This window comes from Candidatus Zixiibacteriota bacterium (genome assembly GCA_026397505.1).
Taxonomy (GTDB): Bacteria; Zixibacteria; MSB-5A5; order GN15; family PGXB01; genus JAPLUR01.
In genome coordinates, this window is sequence record JAPLUR010000045.1 from 83,003 (window position 1) to 98,118 (window position 15,116).

The following is a 15,116-nucleotide window of genomic DNA, read 5'->3' on the forward strand; positions in this document are numbered from 1 at the left end:
GATTCTTAAAAGGGATACACCGGGAACAGGACAGAGTTCAAAAATAATCGGGAAAAGGAATCACCCCACCCGTAATGTGGAATAATCGACCATCCCCTGGAGCGAGCGATAATAGGCCGAGTCTTTCAAACCGCCGACTGCTGTCCAGCCCTCCCGAGATATCTCGGCCGCCCGCCGGTAGGCATAGTCTATTCCGCCCGACTCGGTCACATATTTCAATATTGTGTGAAACTCTCTCTTCTTGACCCCGTTTCCCAAAAGTCTCATTATTTCGCGGTTCTTGTCTTTTTCTCCGTGACGCAACGAATAAATCAGAGGCAGAGTCACTTTGCCGGTAATAACATCATTGCCCGGCTCCTTGCCGGTTACGACCGCATCGCCGACATAATCGAGCAGGTCATCGGCAATCTGGAATGCGGTTCCTATTTTCTCCCCGAAATAGGTGAATTTCTCGCGGATATTTCCATTCTTGCGGGCCAGAATCGGGCCCGCCGCGCAGGAAACCGCAAAGAGCGAAGCGGTTTTATCGGTAATTATCTTCATATACTCTTCTTCGGAGAGATCGTAATTGGAGGTTTCTTCCACCTGCCGCAATTCACCGATAGACACCCGTTCGGTGGCGTTCGAAATGGCGTCGATCAACTCCATCGATTCGGTTTTGAGCAGGATTTTAAATGCCTTGGCGAACAGATAATCCCCCATGAGAACCGCGATAAGATTGGTCCATTTGTGATTGACCGTTTCGTTTCCCCGCCGCAGGTCGGCATCATCGACCACATCATCGTGAAGCAGGGTTGCGGTATGGATAAGCTCAATGCCCAGCGACCCATTGATAGTATGCTCGGTGAAAAAGCCGGCCGCCCGCGCCGAAAGGAAAAGAATGGCCGGACGGATTCGTTTCCCCTTGCTTTTCATCAGGTGCTGCGCAATCGAGGTGATTAGCGGGGAATCGCCGGTTAGAAATGAGACCAGCCGGGAGTCAAACAGAGCCAGGTCTTCCTCGACCGGTTTGACAATGCTTTTAAGTTTATCTCCGTCCATATCGCCTAATATACGGTCGATTCCGGGCGATTAACGCTCAAAATCGGCAATTTAGCCCTAATTATACCCCTTTTGGGGGGGCTTGTCAAACGAATTATAGCTTCAGCATTTTTACGCCCGCAAAACCAAAAAAATGGCTTGACAGAAGTGAGTGATAATTCTTATTTATAAATTGAACGGGTACCTCGTCAATAGATTAGGCAGCTTGGGGAAAGCTCACGACGAAAACGATAAAGTTTTGATAAATCAGTGTGGCAACTAAGGACGCTAGACGATTGAACTTATTATAGCGGCTGGGGTCATTATGAAAAACAAAGCAATATCTCTCAGGGTGTTTGGATTGACGTTAGCATTAATTACCGCAATCTTATTGCTGCAGGCAAGTGAGGCTTTGGGCAGAAGTTCGGCTGCTGTTGCAAATGTAAATGTGCAAGATCGTATTTATCTGGTTATCAGGGCCCTGACCCAGGCGATAAATGATCCCCAACAATATAATTTGGATATGATAGCAAACCTTTTTAGTGCGAGCGAACGATATCAGGCCCTCGAGAAGATAGGCCATTTTGTAAACAGCGAGGCTGGCATTGAAAATTCCTATAGCCTGATTATTGACCAAAAATTATTGATAAAAATCAGGGGCTTTGATGAAACAGACAGCAATCTAATATGCAGAACATTGCTCTACTTGCGTATGAATGAGGCCCTTGTGCTGGATTCAATCAATTTGGAGTTCGCCGAGAACTACACCACAATGACGATTCTTGATCCCCTCGCTTCCCTTAATAAAATAAATGCATTCATTGATTCCGCGAGAATAAAAATGTTGCCGGATATCGGGTATCCACAAGATAATCAAGGTGTTATGCGGGATGATGAGGCTCCTCCAAGAAGCAATCACTTGTTGTTGCCGAAAAATTATTATGAGAATATTGAAAGATTCACCGTTCTCGAAAGCATACGCTTGTATCATGGCTCCATTATCTTTGGGGGCCCGACAGACATTCTTCCTATCAAATTTCATGACCCGCATTATACATTCCTCAATCATGAATATATGTTTGCTGTCGATCCCCCCTGGAATAGAATAGTTATTACCGACGCAGAGAACGAGGATAATAATAATTGGCCCGGTGAATTTGGCATCGGACCCTATCAATTCAAACAGCCGGCTGCAGTAGCTCATCTAATGCCGGAAGTAGTCATTGTGGCTGACGCTATGAATGGAAGAGCGTTGATCTACGAGCAACTGGCTGACGGAAGTCTATCATATTTTACTGTATTAAGCAATAATTACGATGTAGTCTCAGATGTAGCATCAGCCAATCTTACCATGGGGTCCAATCCTCAAAGAGAAGTGGCAGTACTTGACGGCGAGAATTGCATCGTTGACATCTATGAGGTGACAGGCCACTATACCTTTGAACAACGTGTGCGATTGTTTGCACCCGGCAGCGGTATAGGTCAATTGCAGAACCCTTCTGCTATTTGTTATGGAAGGGGCGGCTCTTATGGCCTGAATACTTCATATCTCTATGTGGTTGACGCCGGCAACAACCGTATTGTCCGCATTCAAACGTCTCCTCCATATTCCTTTGTTTCCAGCAATTTTTCATTCCCCGCCGAAACTCAATTAATCTCCATTGATGTCGACTTTTTTGGCAATATCTATGTTCTTGACCGACGCAACGCCACAATTTACGAGTTTTCCTCGGACCTTGAGACTCTTTTTGCGGTCTATGGCGAAATAGGGATGGGCGATGGCCAACTCTATTACCCTTTCCGTTTCAAAATGGCGGAAGCATGGGAAGATGTTGGCACAGCACCCATGCCTGCATTGATTGGCGATGCCTTCGCAACAGAATATTTCGGACCCATTACTGGCATCAGAGGTTATGCATTAGGTAATGATGTACTCTCGCATAAGTCATCATATACCGCACGTACTATACCTGCCGGCTATGACTACATTACACTCGAATGGCAGCAAAGTGGTGCTACCGAAACCTGGAAAAAAGTAATCCACAATGGCGTGGTTCTGCAGCAGGATTATGAATCATTGAATGTGCCCGGTTATCATCTCGATTACTACCTTTCAATCGATTCCTTTAGTGCCGGATATTACACCTATGAAGTTCGCACGCGTTCCAAATTCGTGCCTTATGTGGAGAACACCTTCCGCGATTCCGTCTATGTCATACGCAGCAGTTGCGGGTATGATAGCAGCAGCTGGAGCCGCACCTACCGCGAGAATATTATCGAGGATATGGAAGCATCACCCATCGTGGATACGAGTTGGTTTATCTGTCAGCAGTGGGCCGATCCGCCCCAAAACACCATCTGTATGCTTTACCAGGAAGTTTCGATCCCGCCCCCCTCGCCCGATTCGATCCATATTGATACAATAAACGGCGCTGCTGCCTTGCTCCTGAACGACTCGGCCAAAATAAAGCTTAAAAATATCGATCCCTGCGGCAATGTAAATTGGACTAAAAGCTATTCATATAAACCATATCAATATGGTTACTCAATCGCCGCGGTTGCCAGTGGGGGGTATATCATTGCCGGAACATGCGGTCCGGCTCCCTTTTATGGTTATGACTTATACTTTATAAGAACCAATTATGATGGCGACACAATTTGGACCCGCAGCTATGGTACCGCAGCCAGTGAAGTCGCATATGACGTGGAGAACACTGCTGACGGCGGGTTTATAGCTACCGGGCGTCGCAACGACAGTCTGCTTCTTTTCCGCGCCGGACCATTGGGCGACAGCCTCTGGATGAAAGTATTAATGCCCGGAGGCGAGGGATACGCAGTAAAGCAGACATCCGACCAGGGATACGTAGTAGCCAGCTATGATCGCGTGATCAAAACTAACTCATCAGGTGATACTCTCTGGACCAGACTCGCTTATGGGGCATTACATGACCTGATTATCAGCAGCGACGGCAGTTACATCTGCACCGGTCAGAAACAGCTACATATTCTCATCGAAAAATTCAATTCGTCCGGAAGTATGCTTTGGGCAAAATCAATTATGCCAACGACTTACGACCTGGGGACGGCAATAAGGGAAACGTCCGATCATGGCTTCATCCTGAGCGGCATTGCAACCGGCTCTGGCGGCAGCGCTCGCGAATTCTTCATGCAGCGCACTAACCGCTGCGGTGACACGATCTGGACCAAAGTCTTTGCCAACCCCGATACTAGCGCGGAAGCCAATTCTATAGCGCAAGTAGTTGAAGGTGGTTTTCTTATTGGCGGCTGGTATAATGCATATAGCACTAATCTGAACGGCGTGAAGGTAACCAGAATCGGCCCACAACCGACAACATTGGCTTTTACTTGCGGGGATGCCGATGGTAGCGGCTCCGTCAACCTGGCAGATGTAACCTATTTGATCAATTTTCTTTACAAAGGCCAAGCAGCGCCAGACCCTAAACAGTGTGCCGATGTGAACAACAATTGCCTCATAAATACCCAGGATGTGACATATTTGATAAATTTCTTGTATAAAGGCGGGCCGCCACCAATATGCCCATAATTGCAGCTCAAAATAAAGATATGTAGTTCAGAGGATAAAGATATGAAACCAAATAGATTAACCGGTTGTAAAATACTTGGAGTTCAATTATTAATGCTGACTCTTATGCTAATGGCTGGATGCAAAGGTCCCAAAAATACGGGTATTGGCAATTTGGCTCTTGCTGCCCAGCAACAGATGGATTGTTGTGCCAATAAGTTGGAGATTTCATTCTTCGACAGTTCCACTGCCGGCGACTATTATTGCCAGATTGGAGTCAAGCACGGTGGTCAATTATTGGGCCTGGGGCCGCTCCATATGTTACACTGTCAGGCCTCAACTATGCAATGCGACATTACCGTTGATTATTCTATGATACACGCCAGCGGCAATTATGATTTTTATGTATACGTCTATTCGGATTCGTATGACTGTGGCGACATAAAGAAGGCACACCACACGAGTTCGGCCCTCTCCGTCTATATCTCCACCTCCGACTGGGACACCGCCAACTGCCATATCAGCTGCTGCACAGGCGGCAGAAAATATGCGCAAATTCAGAAAGTAAAAGAGGATGTTGTCGCAATTAAGGCGAATATTGCAACAAGATATGGCAGATTATGCAATTCCGTAGGTATTATTAGAAATGCTTTTAGTGTCGCCTATATTAATATATTTATGCACGATGGTAACGAGTGGGCTCAAATGGGCTATGGGATGGAACGCGATAGTGCTTTCGGCGACGCGATTTTTCCCTTCAAATATTGTGAAGTAAAGGGCGCCGAAATCACTCCTACTGCCTGGTACGATAGAGTCGACTATCCCCAACCGAGCCAATACCATATCTATGCAAGCGAACTTGATCCTACCGACGGCACTTGGTTATTTAAATATGACGGCGTTATTTTCCGATCAATTCCTGATGAGTTCTGGATTAATAAGTTTGGCGAAGCTATTGGTTGGAGTGCCGAAATCCTGAATTTTGAGGATGACATGGTGGGTACCACCTATGAAAAGTGCGAGTTCACTACCTGCGGCTACAAGACGGTTAATGACCAAAATTATCTAAATCCCTATTTTCAAGATTATGAACCATATTCTGATGAACCTTTGGAGTGGATTATTATGCGTACTGGCGATAATTCTATTCTAATTTATGATAATAATCCACAACCATAATAGGCTGATATTGATAATAGAATTAATGAAAGCATTTAGTTTAGAGGTGTTGTATGTCCATTCGCATTAATCAATTGCCCATATTTGCGCGTGTCATTCTTCCAATTGTTGTGCTTATAATCGTTCCCATTGGTTCGCATGAAAATGGGATTGAATCCAGTTATACGCCAATACCGCAGAAGGCTCTACAACGAGCAGTAGAGTATACTGGATTTTTATCAATAAGCAATTTTGATGTGCAAAAACAACCTGCGCCAGAGATGATAATGCTGTTTGATGACCAAACACCATTTGTCCATGAAAAGATAAACGGCCGTCACATATGGTCTGCGTCATTCACCAACATTGATTTGCGCAATACCGTCGCAGATACATCATCAAGAAAATCAGTTGTTCACAACTTCCAAGTCTTGCTTGATTCTGCTGAAGGGTGTCTTCTTAGGATTTCAACAATAACGCAACAGATTGATAGTAATATTGCGCCGGTGAAGTCCGCCGTAGACGCTGAGGCGCAAATGCTGAGCAGCGGCGACGTTTATCAGGTATATAGCGGACCTGCACCTAAGATATCGTTATTGCAGGCTCTCGACTCTTGCATGCATAGCCCAAAGTCGGCCAAACAGATAGATGCGGTACTCCTTATGTACTCACGGCCCGGCTATGCGCGCTACCAAACCCCTCGGCTCGTATGGTTTATCACTCTTCGGGGAATTCCACCCATTTATTTTCATCCGCCTCGCGGCACGCCGCAGCCGCCAACCTATGCGAGGAATTTCATTCATGAGATTATTGATGCAACTACCGGGCGTGGCCTTTTCGCAACAACGGTACCTACTCCGGCGCCGCGCAAGTGAGCTCGGCCCCGGACAGTTCTTTACGGCGTTTTGCTTTCCAGCGCCTTCTTTATCGCCGCCTGCATATCCTCCAGCGAGTGCGAGAAATGCATCTGCATCATCACCCAATTGCCGTCCCGCTTCTCCAGAACGCCGGTCCAGCGAGCATTCGCCCACGCCGAGGGCTGGCCGGCAAAGGAATTATATCATTATAAGGATTGAAACTATCACCTGCGCCAGAATAATCTTGGCCACCATTGAGGCCGGATAACTTGAAACCGAAAATGTTGATATTGCCGATCAGGCAGCCGAGGCGAATCACGGTGAAAAGTAATAACAGCGGGTGACGGGATACATCGCATGTCGATCCCGTTTTACGCCGGTAACATAAATCTGATTCGCCGGTCTGTCCATATATTAAAGCAGATATTCCCATAAAAAAAGCCCATCGCAAGCGATGAGCTTCTGCTAATCTTCAATACCGAACTGCTAAATATCGAACATCCCGGTATATTTATCGGAGTGGGTAGGGCTGACCCTGAGATGGTAAAGCGCTGCCCAGGCCTTCATCCCGGCCTCCGCGTAGGTTGCGGCATCTTCGGCGTAGATCTTACCCTGATCTTCGACAGCCTCAATCCAGTAATAAGTCCAGGCACCATTATTGAGATCGGGAGCATCATACGAATATGTGCTATTCGACGCCAGTGCCATCATTGTCCCGTTGACACAGTCGGTGAGGAAGCCACCAATAACGCAGGCATCAAGGGAGATATGTTTTTTGCTGCAGTTGACTGCGTTGAATTTCTGCATTACCCAGCCATGGGTCAGATAATACAGGTCGGTCGAAATCAGACTGGAGCCATACCCCTGAGCTTTGGCGCCATGCCCGGAATAGGCAAAGGCGACTTCATCGCCCGGGACGGCCACGGAAACCAGCCAGTTAAGACCGGCCTCAACTGCGGTGGCGGTGGCGTTCCGATCCAGATCCATCCGAATAGTGAATCCCTGCGACTGAAAATATGACTTCATATCCTGCGCATCATCATCACAGAACTGCAAGTCGTTGGCCGTACCCTCGTAGTCGGAGATACCAACGATATAGGCGTATTTGTGAGCCGGGTTGGGGTTGGGATCGGCACCGGTGTCCGGCGGCGGTTGCGGCGGCTTATAGGCTATCGGAGTATAGTCGGCCGTCGGTTTTACGGTAGCCAGTGCAATGGCACTCGGCGGCCGGGTGTCGATGAATTCCGGGCGCTGAACTAACTGACCCAGATTCGTCGAGTCACTTGGACCGTTAATCTGCGGCGTCTTGCTGCATCCAAACATCATGATCAAGGTCAGCAGCACTGCCGCAAACAGGAGAACTCTTTTCATCTGTCACTCCTCATCTGATAGGGTGAAAGGTTGGGGAATTGATGCGGCTTAATCTCCGACAAATCCGGACATCATCCGCTTGCCTGAAATGTGTCCCATATAACAAAACTAATAGAATTTAAACTCAGGGCAAGTCTTTTCTACTCTTACCGAGCAAAAAATGTCAAAAACCAGAGCATCTCACTCTTATAAATTTCTCCTATCCCATCGTCTACCGGGCACGTGACACCCGACTGGACTTTACTGCAAGTATTTGCAGGGCAAAGAATTGTTACTTCGGATTTGACTTAAGCCTCACGAATATTATATTAAAGGATTGTTATGCCCGGACAAAAATCAAGCCGGGGCACGAAAGGGATAAGCTGATGCCGATTGACCGCGATTTGCTTCTGATAATTAAGTCATCTTCGCTTGGTGAGGGCCCTCCCGACCTGGGCGAACGGCTGATGGAAAACTTCCTGAAAATGCTTTTGGAATCAGGGACATTGCCGGCCAGGATAATTTGCATGAACAGCGGCATTTTCCTGACCACGGCCGGTTCGCCGGTCATCGGAATCATTAAGAAATATGAGGAGAATGGTACAGAAATATTATCATGCACTACTTGTCTGGAATATTTCAAGCGGACCGATAAGCTGCTCGTCGGCAAGTCAACCACGATGAAAGACAGTGTCGCCGCCATGCTGGCGTTTAAGAAAGTTATTGCACCATAATATGACATGGGGGTAGGGCGTTGCCGCGCCCCGTTGATTGAATCATGCAATTTGCGTAGGAGTCGACCGGCGTGTCGATGCGATTATGTTTACGACCGGCAGAACACATCATCTTCCGCGCATAAAACGCACTCATTCCCACTCTATCGTCGCGGGGGGTTTGGAGGAAATATCATAAGTCACCCGGTTGACCCCCTTCACCTCATTTATAATCCTGTTCGAGATCAACGCCAGAACATCATGCGGTATTTTCGCCCAGTCAGCGGTCATGCCGTCGGTCGAGGTCACTGCCCGGAGCGCGATCACATTCTCATAGGTGCGCTCGTCACCCATCACGCCGACCGATTTTACCGGCAAAAGCACCGCAAAAGCCTGCCAGATCTTATGGTACTGGTCGTGCTTATGAAGTTCCTCAATATATATAGCATCGGCTTCGCGGAGCACCGCCAGCCGCTCGGGTGTGATTTCGCCGATTATCCGCACTGCCAGCCCCGGGCCGGGGAACGGGTGCCGCCCCACAAACGCCTCATCCAGCCCCAGTTGCCGCCCCAGACGGCGCACCTCATCCTTGAACAACTCCCGCAGCGGCTCCACCAGTTTAAGGTGCATCCGCTCTTTCAATCCCCCCACATTATGGTGCGACTTGATGGTTGCCGAGGGGCCTTTGAAAGAAACCGACTCGATTACATCAGGATACAGTGTCCCCTGCGCCAGAAATTCCACGTCGCCGATCCTGCGGGCTTCATCCTCAAAAACATCAATAAAAGTATTGCCGATAATTTTCCGTTTCTGCTCCGGGTCTTCCACGCCGCGCAGCCTTTCTAAAAAGAGCGCCGAGGCATCCACCGCGCGGAGATTCAAACCGAGCGAAGAAAGCATCTTTGTCACATCCGCAAATTCATTGTTGCGCAGCACCCCGTTATCGACAAAGATGGCGTAAAGATTGCCCCCAATAGCTTTTTTCAGAAGCAGACTGCAGACGGTCGAATCAACCCCGCCCGATATTGCCAGCACAACTTTCTTGTTATTCAATTTCTCCCGCAGTTCGCGCACGGTGCTATCGATGAACGACTCGGTTGTCCAGTTGCCGTAACAGCCGCAAATATCATAAAGAAAATTATGCAGAATCTCTTTGCCGAAAACCGTATGCATCACTTCAGGGTGGAACTGCAAACCATAGATTCCCTTCTCCGGCGCCTGCGCCGCCGCAATCGGCAGCGTGGCGGTGGCGGCCACCGCCGTAAATCCTTCGGGAAGTTTCCTTATCGAATCGCCGTGGCTCATCCAGACCCGGCTTTCACGCGTGATATTCTTGAAAAGCGGCGTCTCCGAGGTTACCGTCATCTGTGATGGCCCGTATTCCCGCGTTTCCGAGCGCACCAGTTCGCCGCCGAAAGTATCGGCGATCAGCTGCAAACCATAGCAGATTCCAAGGATCGGTTTACCGATGGAAAAGAATGCTTTATCCAGCCGCGGTGAGCCCGGCTCTTTGACCGAGGCCGGCCCGCCCGAAAGGATGTATCCCTTAATATTCCTCCCCGCATAGGCGGTCAGATCGGCGTTGTATGGTGCAATCTCGCAATAAATATTTTGTTCGCGAACCCGCCGGGCAATCAGCTGGGTGTACTGGGATCCGAAATCGAGTATCAAAATCATTTCGTCGACACTAAGCATGTTTCCTTTTCCTTATCCGAATGTTGTTGCCGGGTGCTTTCCGCCGGGGCGGTTTTATAATCGTATCCCGTTTCCAGTGAAGGTCGTCGGTCTTGGGATAATCAAGAATATAGTGCAGCCCGCGCGATTCCTTCCTGCGCGAGGCCGAACGAACAATCAAAGCGGCTATCTGGGCCATATTGCGCAGTTCCACGATGGCATACGATGCCGGCTGAGAAAGATAGTACGAATCTATCGACTTCAAAATCATATGCACCCGTTCATGGGCCATTTTCAAGCGATCCTCCGAACGGACAATCCCGAGAAAATCGGACATCAACTTGCGAAGGAAAAGCCGGTCGTATGAAATAATGACTTTTTCTTTCTGTCTTATCACCGAGGAGTGCAACCACCAGTCGGCGGGAGGAATATCGGGGAACTGATTAGTGGTACGAAACTCCACCGCGGCATCGGCGGCAAAATCGGCCATGACCACCGCCTCCAGAAGCGAGTTCGAGGCCAGTCGATTGGCGCCGTGCATCCCGGTAAAAGCCGACTCACCGCAAACAAGAAGCCCCTCGATATCGGTGCGACCGTAAATATCGGTCATCACACCGCCGCAGCAATAATGCGCCGAGGGAACCACCGGTATCGGCTGCTTGGTAATATCTATCCCGCGGCGGAGACACTCCTTATAGATATTGGGGAAACGCCGTCTGATAAACGCCCCTTGAAGATGACTTATATCAAGCAGGACAAATTCATCGCCATGCTCTTTCAGTTCGCTGTCGATAGCGCGCGCCACAATATCCCGCGGAGCCAGCTCTTTTTGGGGATGATATTTCTTCATAAATTTCACTCCGGCCGAGTTGACCAGGATGGCGCCCTCGCCCCGCACCGCCTCCGAAATGAGAAACGGTCTGCGCCCGGGACTGTAGAGCGTGGTCGGGTGAAATTGGATGAATTCCAGATTGGCCACTCTGGCTCCGGCGCGAAAGGCCATCGCAATGCCGTCACCGGTGGCAATCGTCGGATTGGTGGTGTTGTAATAAACCTGGCCGATGCCGCCGGTAGCGAGCATTGTTACCGGGGCATAGAAACTGCTGAACTCCCGCTTCTGCTGGGTAAAAGCATAGACTCCACCGCAGCGACGCCGCCCCCGATATTCATAGGTAATCAAATCAAGGCCGATAGTGTCGCGGAAAATATCGAGATTTTTCTTTTTGCGGCAGGCATTCAGCAGCGCCCGCTCGATTTCCCGGCCGGTGAGATCGGCGGCATGCACCACCCGGTTGGTGGAATGCCCCCCCTCGCGCCCGAGATCGAATTTCCCTTTCTCGCTGGTAAAACCAACCCCGATCGAAACCAGTTTCTGTATCGCCTGGGGCCCGCAGCGAACGATCGTTTCGACCGCCCTTCGATGACAGAGCCCGGCCCCGGCCGTCAGTGTATCGGCCACATGGGCGTCAAAGCTGTCCTTTGAGGACATCACCGAGGCAATTCCCCCCTGAGCATAGTTGGTGCTCGATTCGGTCTCGCTTTTTTTGGTGATAACAGCCACGCGTCCCTGCGGCATCAGACCCGCCACTTTTTGGGCGAAAAACAGCCCGGCTATGCCGGACCCGATTACCACCACATCATATATTCGTTCCATCGTCACCTTTTAATTGTGCTCTCAAGCTGTCCAAAGAAATCCATACCGGCGGTATCAAATCGCAGCCGCAAGTCAAGATAATATATCCGGCGGCCAAAATCCAAGCCTCTCACCTTTACATAATCCTTATAAGTAGTTACGACATAATCGGGCCGATAGAGTGCAATATCTTTCCTAATTCGATTTTGGTCCGAAGAATCATACCGGCAGTGATCCGGGAATTGCCGTATCTTCAAAATATCATTGAAACACTCGGCCAGGTATTTCTCAAGCACATCAAATGCCCCCACCCCGGCGAAAAAGTAAATCTTCCGCTTGTTTACTTCTCTTAGCTCAATTTCCTCGGTACCGGAAATCAGGTTGTCGTTGAGGTATCTTACTTGCACTGCCTTTTTCTCCGGTAATACGGCATTGGCCCAGCGACAGAAATCCTCATCTTTATTGGGAGAATTGACCTTTGTCAGGATAATCCAATCGGCCCGCTTAATGGCTTTCAGCGGTTCGCGCAGACGACCCAGCGGAAAGAGGTTTTCCCTGCGCAGATCACGCGCGGCATCAAGAAGCAGAAGATTGCAGTCGCGATACAATTTCCGGTGCTGGAAACCATCATCGACAATAATAATCTGAGGCTCAAATTTATCATCCAGCATTTTCGCGGCATGACTCTTCGATACGGCAACGGCGAAAAATGCCTCGGGAAGACTTTCTGCCATCATCAGAACTTCATCGCCGATTGCCTCGAATTTCATCTTCTGAATCTCGACTCCGGATCCGATTATATCCTCTCTGTTTTCGCGGCCGTAACCGGAAGAGACAATACCAACCCGATAGTTACTGGAGAGGAAATACTTGCCAAGCGCGATGACCAGAGGCGTTTTCCCGGCGCCACCCACGGTTATATTCCCCACTGAAATGAGAGGCGCCCTGGTTTTTACTGCGACGGATAAGCGGGCTTCACGCCATCGCAGTCCCAGCCGATAGAAAAGGGAAACCACCCACAGTACCGCAAGAAACGGCCAGCTTAAGGGGTTTCCCTTATGATTTATTATGGTGAGCCAGATGTTTTCCATTGGAGCCGATGCCGTTCAGTATGATCCGGGCGGTCCGGTACGTGCGGGAAAGTTCCTTCGATTCGATGGTCCTCCGCCTGTATTCCACCTTCTTATCGAAGAAATTAACGAGTTGATGATACAGTTCCTCTCCATCCTGCACCATCGCCCCAAAATTATTTTCCAGAATATATTCGGAACCGTCGCCGACATTGAATATCGAGGGGCCGTATAGTACCGGGATACCGGCCCAGACCGGCTCAAGAATATTGTGTCCCCCAATATCGACCAGCGTCCCGCCGACAAAGGCGATGTCCGAGACGGCATACAGATCATTGAGTATCCCCATGGCATCGACAATAAGAACCGTCCGGTCCGAATTCTGCTCCGTTCTTTTTGAATAAAGGGCATATTCCAGCTGATATTCTTCGGCCTTCCGACAGATATCTTCAATATGGTCGAGGTGACGCGGCACCAAAATCAAGCGTATATCCGGTACATCATTATACAATCTCGCAAAAAGTTGAAGAATTATCTCATTTTCTCCTTCCCTTGTGGAACCGGCGGTAACAATTCTCGTGTGAGTATTGAATGGGAGTGATTTGCGAAGCGCCGTCTTTTTCTCCGGCGGCACCTGAATCAAAGGAGCATCAAACTTCAGGCTTCCCAGAACATCGATGATTTCGCTGCCGGCGCCGATCGTGAGATACCGCTGTCTATCCCCTTCCGTCTGCACCATGATTCTGGAATAATGAGCAAAGACATATCGCAACCCCTGCCTCACCCGGCGGTACCTTCGCGTCGCTCTCTCCGATAATCTGCCGTTGGCCAGAAATACGGGGACATCTCTTTTCCCCAATTGCATAACCATATTGGGCCAGATTTCGGTCTCGATAAAGATAGCCGCCGAAGGATTGGTTCGGTCGAGAAACCTTTTTATGGGAGAAAAATAGTCGAGCGGGAAATATCCCACCGTTACCTTTCCACCCATACAATGTTCGGCGCTCTTGAAACCGGCTGCGGTCATAACCGTGATACAGAACCGGATATCTTTGTCCAGTTCCAGAAGCTGATCGGCCAGAATGGAAAGCACTTTCACTTCGCCCATCGATGACGCGTGCATCCAGATCACTCTTTTATCATCGCCGGCCGCCGGGCAGTTGCGGAAACCGAGCCGTTGTTCCCATTTCCGCGAACCAAACAGAAATGAAATGAAAGTATAAGGCAGCGTGATATAATAGACCAAAAATGTAAATATTCGGTACAGCGTCAGCACTTAATATACTCCCGAACCGCCGCCGCGGCTCGTTCGCCGGCTCCCGAGGTTCCCAGCGAATCGGTGACCCGGTTCAATTCCCTTACAATTTCCGAAGAAAGAAAGGCATCATCAAGTAATTTCCGCGCCTGGGCGGCGATTGTTTTCGGATTGGCATCATTCTGTATCAATTCGGGAACGAGTTTCCGTCCGGCGGTAATATTAATCAGGGCAATCTTATCCAGTGTGACCAGCCGCCGGGCAATCATGTAGGTCAGCCGCCCGGTGCGATATATCACCACCATCGGGCGGCCGATAATTCCGGTTTCCAGCGTGGCGGTACCGGAGGAAGTCAGCACCAACCGGCTTTCGGCAATCAGCTCGCGCGTTTTCCCCCGCACAATTTCGATCGGCACCGTGGCGTCGGCCAGATACGCCCGATAATCAATATTTCCTTCAACCGCGGCCACTGCAAAACGCCATTTCCCGCTTTCCGCAAGGATCCCCGCCGTCGCGGCCAGAACCGGAAGCATCTTCTCCACCTCCTGCGGACGCGATCCCGGTAGAAGGGCCACCAGATCGGAACCGGCGTTGTACGGCGCCTTAATAAGACCGGCCTCGATGTCATCAAGAAGATAGTGCCCGACAAATCGATTTCTCACCCCGGCCTTCTCATAAATGTCTTTCTCAAACGGAAGAATAAGCAGCATCATATCAACCAGGCGCTTTATCGTCCCGATTCTCTTTCCTCCCCAGGCCCAAATTTGCGGTGAAACATAATAGATTATCGGGATATTCAGCGATCTTACTTTTTCGGCCAAGCGAAGATTGAAACCGGGGTA

The 15,116-nt window shown here is 49.4% G+C and carries 11 protein-coding genes; 4 read left to right on the forward strand and 7 right to left on the reverse strand.

Annotation, left to right across the window (positions count from 1 at the left end; genetic code table 11):
* Positions 1–60 precede the first annotated feature (60 nt).
* Positions 61–1,041: a polyprenyl synthetase family protein gene (locus tag NT002_03245; GenBank protein MCX6828286.1), complete on the reverse strand. Its 981-nt coding sequence runs from the start codon at positions 1,039–1,041 to the stop codon at positions 61–63.
* 304 nt (positions 1,042–1,345) lie between these two features.
* Between NT002_03245 and NT002_03250 the strand changes: the two genes are divergently transcribed.
* From NT002_03250 to NT002_03260, 3 genes are read left to right on the forward strand one after another with little or no spacing between them, the layout of a single operon-like run.
* Positions 1,346–4,585, forward strand: a complete 3,240-nt coding sequence (locus tag NT002_03250) for a dockerin type I domain-containing protein (protein ID MCX6828287.1) — start codon at positions 1,346–1,348, stop codon at positions 4,583–4,585.
* Between the two features lie 42 nt (positions 4,586–4,627).
* Positions 4,628–5,743 carry a hypothetical protein gene (locus NT002_03255; protein ID MCX6828288.1) on the forward strand — a complete coding sequence of 372 codons (1,116 nt, stop codon included), beginning with the start codon at positions 4,628–4,630 and terminating at the stop codon, positions 5,741–5,743.
* Between the two features lie 53 nt (positions 5,744–5,796).
* Positions 5,797–6,597, forward strand: a complete 801-nt coding sequence (locus NT002_03260) for a hypothetical protein (GenBank protein MCX6828289.1) — start codon at positions 5,797–5,799, stop codon at positions 6,595–6,597.
* 468 nt (positions 6,598–7,065) lie between these two features.
* Here the strand turns inward: NT002_03260 and NT002_03265 are convergent, their stop codons facing one another.
* Positions 7,066–7,950 carry a caspase family protein gene (locus NT002_03265; GenBank protein MCX6828290.1) on the reverse strand — a complete coding sequence of 295 codons (885 nt, stop codon included), beginning with the start codon at positions 7,948–7,950 and terminating at the stop codon, positions 7,066–7,068.
* A gap of 365 nt (positions 7,951–8,315) precedes the next feature.
* Between NT002_03265 and yedF the strand changes: the two genes are divergently transcribed.
* Positions 8,316–8,663, forward strand: coding sequence for a sulfurtransferase-like selenium metabolism protein YedF (yedF, locus tag NT002_03270; GenBank protein MCX6828291.1), 348 nt, complete (start codon positions 8,316–8,318; stop codon positions 8,661–8,663).
* 132 nt (positions 8,664–8,795) lie between these two features.
* On the opposite strand, the gene guaA is transcribed toward yedF, so the two are convergent.
* The 5 genes from guaA to lpxB form a co-directional block, all read right to left on the reverse strand.
* Positions 8,796–10,337, reverse strand: a complete 1,542-nt coding sequence (gene guaA / locus NT002_03275; GenBank protein ID MCX6828292.1) for a glutamine-hydrolyzing GMP synthase — start codon at positions 10,335–10,337, stop codon at positions 8,796–8,798.
* Complete coding sequence (gene nadB / locus NT002_03280) at positions 10,330–11,970, reverse strand: L-aspartate oxidase (protein MCX6828293.1); 1,641 nt, start codon at positions 11,968–11,970, stop codon at positions 10,330–10,332. The genes guaA and nadB overlap by 8 nt, the downstream gene beginning before the upstream one ends.
* Positions 11,971–11,972: 2 nt before the next feature.
* The gene (gene lpxK / locus NT002_03285) at positions 11,973–13,040 is read right to left on the reverse strand and encodes a tetraacyldisaccharide 4'-kinase (protein ID MCX6828294.1); all 1,068 of its coding nucleotides are present in this window, start codon (positions 13,038–13,040) and stop codon (positions 11,973–11,975) included.
* Positions 13,006–14,295 carry a hypothetical protein gene (locus NT002_03290; protein MCX6828295.1) on the reverse strand — a complete coding sequence of 430 codons (1,290 nt, stop codon included), beginning with the start codon at positions 14,293–14,295 and terminating at the stop codon, positions 13,006–13,008. Before NT002_03290 ends, lpxK begins: the two co-directional genes overlap by 35 nt.
* A partial coding sequence (gene lpxB, locus NT002_03295) for a lipid-A-disaccharide synthase (GenBank protein ID MCX6828296.1) occupies positions 14,289–15,116 on the reverse strand: 828 nt, incomplete at its 5' end. The genes lpxB and NT002_03290, both read right to left, overlap by 7 nt.

What these genes read in the sequence shown, in the direction of transcription:
- NT002_03245 (MCX6828286.1), bottom strand. Translation starts at nt 1,041, where the DNA reads ATGGACGGAGATAAACTTAAAAGCATTGTCAAACCGGTCGAGGAAGAC.
- NT002_03250 (MCX6828287.1), top strand. Translation starts at nt 1,346, where the DNA reads ATGAAAAACAAAGCAATATCTCTCAGGGTGTTTGGATTGACGTTAGCA.
- NT002_03255 (MCX6828288.1), top strand. Translation starts at nt 4,628, where the DNA reads ATGAAACCAAATAGATTAACCGGTTGTAAAATACTTGGAGTTCAATTA.
- NT002_03260 (MCX6828289.1), top strand. Translation starts at nt 5,797, where the DNA reads ATGTCCATTCGCATTAATCAATTGCCCATATTTGCGCGTGTCATTCTT.
- NT002_03265 (MCX6828290.1), bottom strand. Translation starts at nt 7,950, where the DNA reads ATGAAAAGAGTTCTCCTGTTTGCGGCAGTGCTGCTGACCTTGATCATG.
- yedF (MCX6828291.1), top strand. Translation starts at nt 8,316, where the DNA reads ATGCCGATTGACCGCGATTTGCTTCTGATAATTAAGTCATCTTCGCTT.
- guaA (MCX6828292.1), bottom strand. Translation starts at nt 10,337, where the DNA reads ATGCTTAGTGTCGACGAAATGATTTTGATACTCGATTTCGGATCCCAG.
- nadB (MCX6828293.1), bottom strand. Translation starts at nt 11,970, where the DNA reads ATGGAACGAATATATGATGTGGTGGTAATCGGGTCCGGCATAGCCGGG.
- lpxK (MCX6828294.1), bottom strand. Translation starts at nt 13,040, where the DNA reads ATGGAAAACATCTGGCTCACCATAATAAATCATAAGGGAAACCCCTTA.